The sequence below is a fragment of the Amycolatopsis sp. EV170708-02-1 genome, from assembly GCF_022479115.1.
Lineage (GTDB): Bacteria > Actinomycetota > Actinomycetes > Mycobacteriales > Pseudonocardiaceae > Amycolatopsis.
Map to the genome: position 1 here is coordinate 4,551,019 of NZ_CP092497.1, position 12,284 is coordinate 4,563,302.

Below are 12,284 nucleotides of genomic sequence, written 5' to 3' on the forward strand. Positions count from 1 at the left end.
AGGCGTTCGCGGGTTGCTTCGCGAGCGGTCGGCGGGATGTCGACGTTTCGTAAGTTGGCGAGTTGCCGGCGCCGTTTGTGCCGGGCGTTCTGCCCGCTGAGGTTGAGCGGCCAGGCCCAGACGCTCGGCCAATGCCCGGTCTCCAGGACGGCGATGACGTGCTCGGACCAACCCCACCTGCGCGGGGACGATGCCCCGCACGCAATTGCTCTGAGGGTCAGCCCGCTCGCGTGGGGACGGCTGGATGTGGATGTCGTTGTCGATGTGCCAAAACGGCTCAACCCTGCTCGCGCAGGAACGATCTGCCGCAGTTGGGCGGCGCGATCAACCAGGTGGAGCCAACCCCGATCGCGCAGGGAGCGCATCCAGTCGCGCTCGTTCACAATCCCACCGACGGACCAGCCCCGGCTGCGCGGGGACGTCCAGCTGCGCGTCGTCTGGCGCATCACCGAGGGACCAATCCTGCTTGCGCGGGGACGACTGAAGCGTGCTCATTGCGGCCGCACCGACAGCTGGACCATCCTCGCTTGCACAAGGACAACAAGGGAAGTGGTCGCGCGCTTCACCCGGCCAGGCAAACAGGCCCGGCGTGTGGGACAGGTGAGCGTAGGCGATGACCCAACCCCAGGTGCCTGGGCCAACCCCAGTTTCGCGGGGACGATCGAGGCGTTGCAAATTCGAAGTCGGTGATGTCGGAACTAACCCCGCCTGCACGGAGATGCGTTGTTGGTGGACGCGACGATGTTGCCGTACCCGGGATCACGCCTGGGCGGGGACGACACCACGTGGGGACTGAGGTGACGGTGGCCTGCGGACCAACCCCGGCGCGAGGACGACAGCATATCGAACATGGCGAGCTTCAGCGGTGAGGGACCAGCCCCGCTCACGCTGGGTGACCGCAGCGCGGATCCGAACACTTCGCCGCCTGTGGATCAGTCGCATTCGCGCGCGGGATAGCCACCATGTTGATCACGAGGTTGGGGCGGACCTCGGGGCGCCGACTTAGCACGTTCTCGCTCTGGTGTGTGGGCGTCGAATCGATGAGGTCGTCATCTGAGGGCTGGTCGTCCCGGCGCGGACCGCCCGAATGTGCTCAGGGCCTGCAGTCTGTGCCCTCCGGTCGCCGCTGGAGGCGGGGCTGGCCTGCGTTCCTGATCCGTCCTAACCGCGCAGGCGGCGTCGTTCCTGCGCAGGCGGAGCTGGTCCCAGCGACGAGCAGGTCACCCGCAGAGGCACACCCTGTCCTCGTCGCGTGAGCGGGTCGGTCCCCGGCGAGGGCGGTAGCCGCCGTCCACCTTGATCATCGCGGCGCATGGCAAGTCGGCTCCTGAGTTCATGCCGAACTCGGAGCCTGGCAAACGTTGTTCCACACAGGGGGCGAGGGCTTTCGTGAAGTGATAGTTAGGATTCGCGCTCGCATGTCTTATGCACACGCTCGCATTCGAGCTGGTCCTCCGCAACTCGCCGGCGTTCGCCGATGATGTCCGACCAGCCGCGGAGTGCGTAGGCAGCCCCGAAGAGCGTGCCGAGAGCTGCGGCCACGGTGGCCAGGAGTTCGATTTTGAGCGCCGCCGAGACGGTGTAGATCAGGCGGACGACACACGTGACTGGATGGACGCCACCCGGCGACGGTCGGCTTCCGCCGCGTGTCGTCCGTCTGATCACGTGTGTCGCCCACTCCGTCACGTGTGCCGACCTTCACTCAGCCATTCGGCGGGCGAAGGTCGCGCACAGCGAGTCGATGTACCGCAACGCTTCCGGAGTCAGATCCTCATCGCCGAGCACCACCTCTAGCCGCGCCTCGGCCCGCTCGATGATCTCGACCAACCCGAAGGAGTTGTAGTTAGGCAGGCCGCGCAAGGCGGTGGCGGCACGGACGGTGGACTCGTCGATCCGCAGCACCTCCTGGATCGCGGCGAGCACCGCCGCCCGGCGGCGAGCCGGGTGGCGATGGCGACGTCCTCGTGGAGCAGGCGGCCGAGGTCCGCCAGCACGGCCGCGGTCGGTGCGCCGTCAGGGACCGGCGAGCGGCGACATAGCGTTTCGAGGCGAGCGTCAGCCAGGCTTGGACGTGCGCGTCGACCTCGGGGGTCGGCCGGTCGTGCCTGGCGGCGTACAGCAGCCGGGAGCGGCCGAGCAACCAGATGTCGAGCGCCGGGACGGCACCGGTCATCGCCCGCGCGTTGGCGGTGAGCACGTCCGGCGGTTCGGCGACCGGCTCGATGGTGAACCACAGCGCGGTGGCCGTGGCCGGCAGGGCGTCCAGTTCGGCGGAGGAGAGCCGCCAGACGCCGGGACGGCACGGACCCCACGGGGTCTCGTCGTGGTAGGCGTCGACGACGGTGTCCGATGTGGACAGAAGAAACGTGTGCTCGGTGTGACTGCGGCCGGCGTCCACGCCAGGTCGTAAGCGTTGGCGATCACATACAGCGGATCGGCCTCGTCGGCGAGCTCCCGCAGCCGGGCGCCGTCGACGCGATCTGGGCGCGCGAGCGCTGGCCCGCAATCACACTGCGAACCGCCGCGAGATCACGCAGGCCTGAAGGAATTCGAGCCGAGCCAGCGGAACCCGCGCGGCTTCTGGCGATTCTCATCGCGCGCTAGGCCGGATCATACTTAGCAACAAAGTGCGCGGTAGAGCCGGTCAGTGGCCCGGTGCGGTCCTGCGCGTTGGTGAACAGTGCCTGCGGTGTGAATCCGGCGAGGGTGGCGTAGAGCTCGAGTTCGCGGGGGAACAACACACGGCGGTGGAGAAGGTCGTGTTCGGTGGTGCCGTTGTCGAGCTGCCAGGTGCGGTGGACGGTGGAGATCTGGGTGCGGGCGTCCCAGCTGTGTTCGGTGGTGACGTCGGCGTGGAGTCCTGCCGCGTCGACGCGGCTGCGGGTTGGCGTGGTCGTGGTGGTGGGGGCGATTTGGGTGACGATGATCAGCAGGGTGCCTGGGTGGGCGTGGGCGGCGAAGGTGGTGAACGCGGCCTGGATGTCGTTGTTGCGGTGCAGGTAGGCGAGGGTGTTGCCGAGGCAGGTGATGACGTCGAACGTGCGGTTCAGTCGCACGGTGCGAATGTCTCCGACGTGGAGTTCGAGGTCGGGGTACCGCTGTCGTGCGTGGTCGATGAGCGCGGGTTGAAGGTCGACGCCTACGCAGTGGTGGCTGGTGGCAAGCTGGGCGAGGTCGCGGGCAGTGCCGCAGCCGAGATCCAGAATGCTTGCAGAGGGAGCGGTGCCGTGCTGGTCGATGAGATGCTGGCAGGTCGTGGCGGTGGTGCTGTCGCGGGTGAGGGCGTCGTAGAGGTCGGGGCGCCGGTAGGCGGTGTTGTGGGCGGCCAGGTTCATACGACCAGCGTGTTGGTCGGGGCCTGCAAGGATCGGAGGCCGACTTCGAGGACGAGGGTGTCGCACAGCACGGACGGCACGGTAGCGCTCTGGTGGGCGTGCTGCACGGTTCGTCGGAGTGCGTCGGGGTCGATGAAGCCTTGGTCGACGAGGAGCATCCCGTCGGCGAGCAGGCGTTCGGCGAGCCGGAGTCCGTTGTGCCGCAGGCCGTGTTGCATCAGGTCCCGGAAGTGCTCGGTTCGCCGCGGGTGGGTGACCAGGGGCGGCAGGCCAGCGTGGGCGAGGAAGTCGCGGTAGAGCTTCTTGTGTCGACGGAGCGCAAGGGGGAGTTGCTCGGCGAACCGGATCAGGGGTCGGTGGGTGAACGGGGCGACTGGCCAGATTCCGGACCTGAGGTAGGCGGGGTGGTGGATGGCGAACCCCATGAGGGTCGGTGTCGGCAGCACGGCGGAGGGTGCGAGGTTGTCATCGAGGTGGGCGACAGCATCCCGGGCGCGGGGCCCGAGCCAGGGGATATCCGTCAGGGGTTGGGGAGGCGGTGGCGGCAGTTCGTCGACTCGGGGTGCCATGATCTCGTCGCCGCCGTTACCGGTCAGCATGATCTCCACGCCGCTGCGGGCGGCTTGGTCGGCAAGGGCTTCGAACGCCTCGCGGTAGAACTCGCCGCGCGGATCGTGTGCTGTGCCGCTGGCACGGATGCCGTTCTCGCAGAACGGTGCGTGGTCGTGTGCTGCGAGGATGTAGTCCATCGCGCCGACCTGTCTGGCGATCGTCACACGGCGGCGGTGCTGCTCTGCGCCGAGGGCTCCGTCGACGATGAGGCCGAAGGTGCGCAGCGGAGCCGGTGAAGCCGTGCGGGCGGCGACCGCGATGGTGGCGGAGTCCAGGCCGCCGGACAGTTCGAGGCCCAGCGTGGCGTTGCGGTCCTGCCAGGGGCGCACCGCGTCGGTGAGCAGATGCGTGAGTGCGGCAGTGGCGTCCACCCCGGAGCGTAGGTGCCGTGCTTGAGTGATGTGGCTGGCTGGGGCCGGGTATGCGACCTTCAGGCCGGATGCGGTGAAGGTCGCGGTCGCTCGTTCGGTCAGCATCGTCGTGTCGGTGAACAGGGTGTCGCTGCTGTAGCGGTGCCGCCTGGTCAGGGCACGTACCACGGCGCGATCGAGCAGGCCGGACCGACGTGTGAGCCGGCGGAGCGCTGGGAGATCCCAGGTGCCGTGCAGGGTGTCTCCGTCGACGGCCAGGTAGAGCGGAACGGTTCCGCCGATTCCGGCCGTAAGGGTGATGCGCCCTGGTTGTATGCGGAGCAGCAGTGCGTCTCCCGTCATGCCCGCATCGACATCGGTGTACTGCGTCGTCCCCGACAAGGACAGGGGGCTTGCGGCGTCACGGACCAGGACGGTGGTGGCACCTGGGCGGTCGTCGATGTCGTGACGCAGCGCCGGATGGGCGACCGGTTGTATCCAGCTTTCTCCGCGCCGCCAGCGATCGGTGTCCCAGTGCCACGTCGCGTCGGTGCTGGTGTTCAGTGTCAGGTGAAACGAGAGCATGGCGAAGTGGTCCCTTCCGCGGTGCGGCTCGGGCAGTGCACGCTGCCCGAGCCGCGGGTGAGGGGTGTGGTCGGTCAGCTGGCGCAGTGGTCGCCCTTGTCGCCGCCGTCGGCGTCACCGGGCATCTTCGGGGCGTAGAGACCCTCCATCGAGGGCACACCGAGTACCAGTTCTCCGGTGAACATCGTGTCCACGTCCATCTCGTCTTCTCCTTGTCGGTTCGTGCCCGTGGCGGCATTCCCATGTCGGAACGGACAGTTGGCTGTTGCGAGCTCAGTCAACGGCTCGCCGGGCCGCGGCAGCCAGAGCAAGAACCCGGCATCGACTGGACATCAATCAGGCATATGGCCTCTGACCTGCGTGAATGCTTCAGTCGTGGTGGTAGTCCGAACGGGTGCAGCTGGCTGAGGGGTGATCAGCCTTGCCGAAGCGGTGGTTATCGTGATCGGTGACCAACGGGGCGGGTGGTGTCGATGGGCGGCCGGCGAGTCGCTTTCGCCGCACGGCGGAAGGCGATGGGCTACACACAGGAATCCCTCGCGGCCGAGCTGAAGGTCGAGGCCTCCACTGTGAGCCGCTGGGAACGAGGCGAGGTGACCCCGCAGCCGGGCTACAAGGCTCGGATCGCGAAGGCGCTCGGCGTCACCCTGCACGAACTCGGTACGTTGCTCGAGCGGGCGCCGGCTCCGAAGCGGTGCCCCGCGACCGCTGCCGTAGTCCCACACGATCTTGCGGAGGCCGACGACATGAACCGTCGCGACCTGCTGCGCCTGTTCAGCGCGACAGGGGCACTGCTGGCGCTGCCCGCGGTCACGGATGCCGGTCAGGCTGCCGCTGCGGCGCGCAGTGGTGTACTTGACGTGGAGGAATTCGCCGTCTTCACCAGTGATTTGTGGCGGGTGTACGGGATGGCGCCGGCCAAGAGCCAGGTTCTGCCGCTGGTTCGGACTCAGCTCGACGTGCTCACAGACGCCCTTCGCCAGTCTCAGACACCGGCGACCCGGCAACGACTGTGCCGGCTGGCCGCTGATCTGTTCCAGCTGGCCGGCGAGATCTATTTCGATGGTGATCGCTACACCGACGCGGCGCACTGCTACAGCCTGGCCGCGGCCGCGAGCAAGGAAGCCGGGGCGCCGGACTTGTGGGCCTGTGCGCTGACCCGGCATGCGTTCATCGCCGTCTACGAACGCCAGTTCTCCGACGCCGCCCCGCTGCTCGACCTCGCCGCCGCTCTCGCGTCCCGGGGTGACACCGGGCTTTCGACCCGGCACTGGGTCGCCGCCGTCCAGGCGGAAACCTTCGCGGGACTCGGTGATCTTGACGCGTGCCAGCGCTCGCTCGACCATGCGGCCGAGGTCCAGCATCTGACCGGACAGGTGCACAACGGCGGCTGGCTCCGCTTCGACGGCTCGCGTCTGGCGGAGGAACGCGGTACCTGCTTCGTGACACTCGGCCGGCTCGATCTGGCCGAAGCGGCCCTGACCGATGCTCTGAACGGCGCCCTCACTGGTCGGCGCAAAGCCGGCGTCCTGACCGACCTGGCCATGATCGGCGTCCACCGCGCCGACCCCGACCAGGTCATCACCTACGCCGAGGCCGTCGTCGCCACCGCACGGAGGACCGGATCCGGAGTGGTCGCTCGCAAACTGCGTGACCTCCAGCCACACCTGGCCCCCATGCTCGCCGACCAGAACATCCAAGGACTCGATGCCGAGATCACCGACCTCGTCAGTGGCCATGCCGCATAGTGGAGGAGACCGAATGCCCAACGACCGTGGCCGCGATTTCCGCGAAGCCTGGATCGCCGGAGTCACCAAGCATTACCCCGGCGAACCGAAACCCGGCTACATCACCCCTTGGGATGAGACGCCTGACTGGGAACGCGACGCCGCCACAGCCGTCTACGACCAGGTCTTCGCCTTCATCACCGCCACCAACGGCGCCACGGCGAAGCTCACCGCAGAGCAGAAGGGCCGCTTCGTCGCCCTCTGCTGGATCGGGCAGATCTTCAAACACTTCCCCGACCCGAAACCGTCCTACGTCGCAGACTGGGACGACCTGCCCGACTGGCAGAAAGCCACCGACATCGACATCTTCGAACGCATCGAACAAGACGCCTAGATCCCGGTCCCCCGAGGGGGCGACCACAGGCCGCGGTTCCTCGCTGTTGCCCGGCTATCGCGTCGCGGCGCTAGGCGTTCTCGTCTGAGCGGGCCGTTGGCTCCTGGTCCACCACTAACCCGTTCTCTGCCACGGTGCCGTGTGGCAAGAGATCGAGCCGGACCCACAGCATTCTGTCCGCGATCGTCTCCTCGCGGTCGCCATTACGAATGGCGTGACGGTGGTCGGCCACGGCCCGCGCGAGCGTCCGCAACATGGTCTGGATCTCGTTGAATGCGTGGTTCTGCTTGAGAAGGCGCACTCGGTGCTCGAGGTCGGCCCGGCGTTCACGTACGCGGTTCGCGAAGTGGACGGTTCGTGACTTCCAGCCCTCGTACTCGGCTACTGCTTGCCGATTGTCCATGCGAGTACCTTCGAAGGCCCCAATGGGTGCCAGCGGCCTGCACGGATACGACTGCTGGACATGCACAGCACTGTGACGGATCCGGGACTACCCCGCCTGTGCGGGGGACGGCAATCGGGCAGCTATGACGAATTCGGAGATCGGACGGACCAGGTCCGGTGGTGCAGGGACGACGCTCTGGACCGCCATAATGCCCCGGTCGTTCGTTGGACCGGCCCCGCTCGCGCGGGGAGCACGCGCACACGATCGGCGTGTCCGCGCCGTCCTCAGGACCAGCCCCGCTTGCGCGGCGAGAACTTTGCCAGGAAGTTCGTATGGGCGGTGATCACCGGACCAGCCCGCTCACGCAGGGAGAACCGGCACGAGCAGGACGGTCGCACTTGGGAGGATGGGCCAGCCCCGCTCGCGCGGGGAGAACGGGCTGAGAACGCCGGGCAGATCGACTCCGCTGCGACCAGCCCCGCCTGCGCGGGGACGACAGCATGGCCTCGACGTCGGGCACCCGCGTGCCGGGGCCATCCCCCCGCCTATGCGGGGATGGCCGCGCTGAAAATGCGCGCGTTGAACAGCACGAAGAACCAGCCCCCTGCACGGGGTGACTCTGCAACGCGGTCGTTATCGAATCGTAGGCCGGGACCAGCCCCGCCTGCGCGGGGATGACACTACTTGGCCTGGGTGTTTGAAGATCATGCTGGCGAATTTCATTCAGTCTGGTTGTCGTCGCGCCTGATCGCAATCCTTGATCAAGACCGAGTTGTCTGGGTTGCCTGCTTCGACAGGAACTAGGGGGTGATTTAAGGATGAAATTGCAGGTCGAACGAGATCGACTGACATCGACTGGCAGCATGAGCGAACGCAAATGTCGCAGCTAGATCGACTGAGAACGACTCGAAGGCGCTCGAACCTGTTAACCGGAGGGTTCTTGGTTCGAGTCCAAGCGGGGGAGCTTAAGCCCAGGCCTGGTGGCCTGGGCTTCTTCGTTTTCCGGGCTCGTGCCGGACCGGGGGAGCTCACACGGCGCGCGCCGTCCCGCAGGCCTGCCGGATCGGCCGTGGTGCGACACCTTCGAGGGTCGGGACGACCGGAGCGATCCGGCCGTCGCGGGTGAAGGTCAGCTTGTCGATGGCCGTCTCGCGGTGCATGCCGTCGCCGCCGGGGATGGCGAAGCGGTGGTAGGCGAGGTACCACTCGTCGGTTCCGGGCACCCGCAGCATCGAGCTGTGCCCGGTGCCCTTGATCCCGCGCGCGGCGTCCTTGCTCAAGATCAGCCCGCGATTCGTGAACGGGCCGGTCGGGCCGCTCGCGGTGGCGTAGGCGACCCGGTAGTTCTCGCTGCGGGTGTCGTCGATCGACCAGCTCAGGTAGTAGGTGCCGTTCCGCTCGACCATGAACAGGCCCTCGCGGAAGTCGTCGAGCCCGGTGATCCGCTGGATGGCGGCGGGGTCGAAGGAGATCATGTCGTCGTTCAGCGGCACGACGTACGCCTCGCCGTTTCCCCAGTACAGATACGGCTTGCCGGAACGGTCGATGAACACCGCCGGATCGATCGCCTGGCCGCCACCGGGGTTCTTCGCGATCAATGGCTTGCCGGTGTCGGTGAAGGGGCCGGTCGGTGAGTCGCCGACCGCGACCCCGATCCTGGCCTCCGCGCAGAAATAGAAGTAGTACTTGCCGTTCCGCTCGGCGATCGTCGGTGCCCAGGCGTTCTTGTCGGCCCAGTCGACGCCGGGGCCGAGATCGAGCGCGACGCCGTGGTTCGTCCAGTCGACGAGATTCTTGGACGACCATGCCGAGAAGGTGGTGCTGCCCCAGCCGTCGAAGCCGTCGGTGGTGGGGTAGAGGTAGTAGGTGTCGCCGAACGCGACGATGTTCGGGTCGGCGTTCAATCCCGGCAGGGCCGGACCGCGGAATTCGCGGGCTTCGACGGTCCAGACGCGGGTGTGGCCGTCCGGCGCGACGACGGTGTACTTCTTGGGCCGTCGCAGATCGGCCGGGCGGTCGTCGCCGGGAGCGATCCGCGCGCCTGGGGCCAGGGTGAACTTCGGGCTCAGGCGCCTCAGGTCGGTGCCCGGCCGGACGGGGAGCACGACGGTGCCCCCGTTCGTGTCGATGATCGCCGGTGCTTCGAGGGAGTCGAGGGCGACCGAGCGGATCACCGTGCTGTTCGACGGCAGGCCGGCGACCTCCGTGCCGGACAACGCCCGGTTGTAGAGCCGGACGTCCTTCATCCTGCCCTTGAAGGTCTTGTCGGCCGAGTAGACCGAGCGGCCGAGGTAGTTTGCCGCCGTGACGCCACCGCCGAGATCCGCCGGTCTGATGGTGACCTTGTCGTTGCGTCCGGCTTCGACGCCGTCCAGGTACAGCACCGCGCTGCCGCCGCCCACGGTGAGCGTGACGTTCTTCCAGACTCCCCGCGGCAGCCCGCCTTTCGACGCCGCGCCTTGTTCGGTGGTCCAGTTCCCGGACGCGATCGCACCCCGGAAGCCGTCGCCGTCCGTCCCGCCGGTGCTGAACAGATAGCCGTCGCCGGCGCCGGACGGGCCGGTGTTGCCGAAGCCGTAGAGGAAGTACGGGGTCTGCTGGCCGGGGTCGACGAACACGTCGGCGGACACCGTGGCGGCGGCCGCGCCGGTCAGGAGATTGTTCGGCAGTTGCACGTGCCCGTTGACGCCGCCGAAGTCCAGCGAGCCCCCGGACCACCTGACGTCACCCGCGGGAGCACCGTCGTAACCGTGACCGGTGGCGTCTTTCGTGTCCTCCTTGAGCGGCCAGTGCGCGACGAGGCCGTTCGCGTCCGCTTTGGCCGGGGCCGGCGGCGTGGTCAGCCGGTCGAGTTCGGCCTGGGTCACCGGCAGGACCGTGCCGTGCCGCGGTGACGCGGGCAGCTTCGCCCCCGCGGACATGGTCCACTTGCCGGACGCGAGATCGGTGGTCTCGAACGGGACGTAGCCGCGCCCGCCGTATTCGTCGATGAACAGGTACCACTTGTTCTCGGTGTTGGATTTGAAGCCGGTCGGGCCCTCGCCGCGGTCGAGCCCGGGATTCCCTTTGCCGATGCAGTCGGCGACGAAGCCGTAGGACAGGTCGAGGAGATCGGTGGACTTCTCCTCGGTGATGTACTTGCTGCACGGCGAGGACGAGGTGGGATTCCGCTCGTCCTTGGTGAAGCGGTAGTAGGTCCCCTTGTCCTGGATGATCGTCGAGTCGATCACCGAGTAACCCGGGTCGATCCACACCCGCGGCGCGCTGAAGGTGTGGAAGTCGCGAGTGGTGGCGTAGAGCATCCGGTTGTAGCTGTCGCCGGTGTGCGCGGGATCGTTTTCGGCGTAGAGCTTCGATGCCCAGTACACGACGTAGGTCCCGCGCTTGGCGTCCCAGAACGCCTCCGGCGCCCAGGTGTTCCCCGCTGTCGGCGGCGAGACCTGCACGCTGCGCTGGCGTGACCAGGTGACCAGGTCGGTGGATTCCCACACCATGATCGACCGGCTGCCGGTGCGCTGCGCGGCGTCCCAGCCTCGGCCGTTGTGGATCTTGAGATCGGTGGCGAGCAGGTAGAACTTGTCGCCGTCGGGGGAGCGGAGGATGAACGGGTCGCGGACGCCGAGCTCGCCGAGGCTCGACCTCAGCACCGGCCTGCCGTTGTTGAGTTCGGTCCAGTTCAGCGGGTCGTTGCCCTTGCTCGCGGCGGTGTGGATCTGCTCGCCGTCCGGCGTTCCCTCGCCGGTGAAGTAGAAGAAGCTGTAGCCCGCCAGCGGCTGCTGGACCGGTTTCGGCGGCACCGTCGCGGTGAAGCGGCGGGTCGCCCGGTCGCGGCCGCCGGCGATGTTCGCGGTCAGGGTCACCCGGGTCGCCGGCCCGCCGGCGGCGGGCCTGTTGACCTCGCCGGTCGGCGTGATGACACCGGGATCCGAGGACTGCCAACGGATCTCGGTGCCATTCGGCCCGGCGGCGGGCAGCACCAAGTTGCCTCGGACGTCGTCGATGCCGGGGATGGTGAGCGCGTCGGCGGTGGTCCGAGCCCAGTTCCGCCCCGGCGTGGACGCCGTTGCCGGAACGGGGATCGCCGCCGTGGCCAGCACCGCCATGGAGACGAACAGGACGCCGAGACGGCGTGGACGCAAGGGGATCATCGTCGAGTGCTCCCTTGACCGGAGTAGTGTTAACGTTAACACCCGCTGGTGTATCCAGACGTTAGAGCCGGCACCTCCTCGAGGTCAAGGGCCGCGGCGGTTTCTCTCGCCGCCGCTTCCTGGGGAATACGTGGCGGACGGCGGTTCGGTTCACTGATTCCCGACTTTTCTTTTTCGGGGCTCCGGCACTGGACAAAGCGGCGCGGGGAAGGTCACGATGAGTCGGCGGCACAGGATGCCGCGCCGTGACCGAAGAACGCAATTCTTCGTCTTGTTCCCCTTTCTTGTTTCTTTCAAAAATGGAGCCGTCATGTCTCGAAGAACAGGTGCTCATCGGCTTTCCCGGCGGACGAAAGTCGCGACCGTGGCCTTGGGTTTGGTGGCCGCCGCGGGAGTGTCGGTCGTTTCGACCGTCACCGGTAATTCCGGCAGCGCGGACGCGGCGCCGGGAGCGTCGCGGATCGTCTGCCCGGATGTCGCGAGCAGGCTGCCCGAGATTCCTGCCCGGGCGGAGGCCGAAGTCGATCGGAATCTCGCGCAGCTGGACACGCAGATCGCCGAGGCGGAGCGCCGGCTGGTTGCTTCGCAGGGGCAGGGTGGGCCGAACTTCGTGCAGAACGCGATTCTCGGGCCGTTGTCCGACAAACGGAGGGCGGCGATCGATCGGATCGCGATCGCCATAGGCCGCGCCGCGGAGAAGCCCGCCGGTCTCGGTGACCTCGCCAGCTGCTCGCTGAGGTGATCTCCA

At 67.6% G+C, this 12,284-nt stretch carries 10 protein-coding genes; 3 read left to right on the forward strand and 7 right to left on the reverse strand.

What is annotated here, in order from left to right; translation table 11 throughout:
• Positions 1 to 1,698 precede the first annotated feature (1,698 nt).
• The 5 genes from MJQ72_RS20635 to MJQ72_RS44660 all read right to left on the reverse strand — a co-directional run bounded on the left by MJQ72_RS20635 (position 1,699) and on the right by MJQ72_RS44660 (position 5,082).
• Positions 1,699 to 1,902 (reverse strand): hypothetical protein, encoded by a 204-nt coding sequence (locus MJQ72_RS20635; protein ID WP_240601006.1) that lies wholly within the window; start codon positions 1,900 to 1,902, stop codon positions 1,699 to 1,701.
• The gene (locus MJQ72_RS20640; protein WP_240601007.1) at positions 1,844 to 2,398 is read right to left on the reverse strand and encodes a hypothetical protein; all 555 of its coding nucleotides are present in this window, start codon (positions 2,396 to 2,398) and stop codon (positions 1,844 to 1,846) included. The genes MJQ72_RS20635 and MJQ72_RS20640 overlap by 59 nt, the downstream gene beginning before the upstream one ends.
• A 202-nt stretch (positions 2,399 to 2,600) precedes the next feature.
• Positions 2,601 to 3,335, reverse strand: a complete 735-nt coding sequence (locus MJQ72_RS20645; RefSeq protein ID WP_240601008.1) for a trans-aconitate 2-methyltransferase — start codon at positions 3,333 to 3,335, stop codon at positions 2,601 to 2,603.
• Positions 3,332 to 4,882, reverse strand: a complete 1,551-nt coding sequence (locus MJQ72_RS20650) for an asparagine synthase-related protein (protein ID WP_240601009.1) — start codon at positions 4,880 to 4,882, stop codon at positions 3,332 to 3,334. Before MJQ72_RS20650 ends, MJQ72_RS20645 begins: the two co-directional genes overlap by 4 nt.
• Positions 4,883 to 4,956: 74 nt before the next feature.
• Positions 4,957 to 5,082: a hypothetical protein gene (locus MJQ72_RS44660; RefSeq protein WP_256464208.1), complete on the reverse strand. Its 126-nt coding sequence runs from the start codon at positions 5,080 to 5,082 to the stop codon at positions 4,957 to 4,959.
• Positions 5,083 to 5,355: 273 nt separating this feature from the next.
• Here MJQ72_RS44660 and MJQ72_RS20655 point away from each other — a divergent pair, with 273 nt between their 5' ends.
• Positions 5,356 to 6,630, forward strand: a complete 1,275-nt coding sequence (locus MJQ72_RS20655) for a helix-turn-helix domain-containing protein (RefSeq protein ID WP_396426971.1) — start codon at positions 5,356 to 5,358, stop codon at positions 6,628 to 6,630.
• A 13-nt stretch (positions 6,631 to 6,643) separates the two neighbouring features.
• The gene (locus tag MJQ72_RS20660) at positions 6,644 to 7,003 is read left to right on the forward strand and encodes a hypothetical protein (RefSeq protein ID WP_240601010.1); all 360 of its coding nucleotides are present in this window, start codon (positions 6,644 to 6,646) and stop codon (positions 7,001 to 7,003) included.
• Positions 7,004 to 7,073: 70 nt separating this feature from the next.
• On the opposite strand, the gene MJQ72_RS20665 is transcribed toward MJQ72_RS20660, so the two are convergent.
• Together MJQ72_RS20665 and MJQ72_RS20670 are read right to left on the reverse strand one after the other, a co-directional pair.
• Entirely contained in the window at positions 7,074 to 7,406 is a 333-nt protein-coding gene (locus tag MJQ72_RS20665; RefSeq protein ID WP_240601011.1) for a hypothetical protein, read from the reverse strand.
• 1,010 nt (positions 7,407 to 8,416) lie between these two features.
• Positions 8,417 to 11,536 carry a family 43 glycosylhydrolase gene (locus MJQ72_RS20670; protein ID WP_240601012.1) on the reverse strand — a complete coding sequence of 1,040 codons (3,120 nt, stop codon included), beginning with the start codon at positions 11,534 to 11,536 and terminating at the stop codon, positions 8,417 to 8,419.
• Between the two features lie 310 nt (positions 11,537 to 11,846).
• Between MJQ72_RS20670 and MJQ72_RS20675 the strand changes: the two genes are divergently transcribed.
• On the forward strand, positions 11,847 to 12,278 hold the full coding sequence (locus MJQ72_RS20675; protein WP_240601013.1) for a hypothetical protein: 432 nt from the start codon (positions 11,847 to 11,849) through the stop codon (positions 12,276 to 12,278).
• The last annotated feature ends 6 nt before the right edge of the window (positions 12,279 to 12,284 follow it).

Excerpts from the sequence above, each read along its gene's own strand:
- MJQ72_RS20645 (WP_240601008.1), bottom strand. The coding sequence starts at position 3,335 with ATGAACCTGGCCGCCCACAACACCGCCTACCGGCGCCCCGACCTCTAC.
- MJQ72_RS20650 (WP_240601009.1), bottom strand. The coding sequence starts at position 4,882 with ATGCTCTCGTTTCACCTGACACTGAACACCAGCACCGACGCGACGTGG.
- MJQ72_RS44660 (WP_256464208.1), bottom strand. The coding sequence starts at position 5,082 with ATGGACGTGGACACGATGTTCACCGGAGAACTGGTACTCGGTGTGCCC.
- MJQ72_RS20655 (WP_396426971.1), top strand. The coding sequence starts at position 5,356 with ATGGGCGGCCGGCGAGTCGCTTTCGCCGCACGGCGGAAGGCGATGGGC.
- MJQ72_RS20660 (WP_240601010.1), top strand. The coding sequence starts at position 6,644 with ATGCCCAACGACCGTGGCCGCGATTTCCGCGAAGCCTGGATCGCCGGA.
- MJQ72_RS20665 (WP_240601011.1), bottom strand. The coding sequence starts at position 7,406 with ATGGACAATCGGCAAGCAGTAGCCGAGTACGAGGGCTGGAAGTCACGA.
- MJQ72_RS20670 (WP_240601012.1), bottom strand. The coding sequence starts at position 11,536 with ATGATCCCCTTGCGTCCACGCCGTCTCGGCGTCCTGTTCGTCTCCATG.
- MJQ72_RS20675 (WP_240601013.1), top strand. The coding sequence starts at position 11,847 with ATGTCTCGAAGAACAGGTGCTCATCGGCTTTCCCGGCGGACGAAAGTC.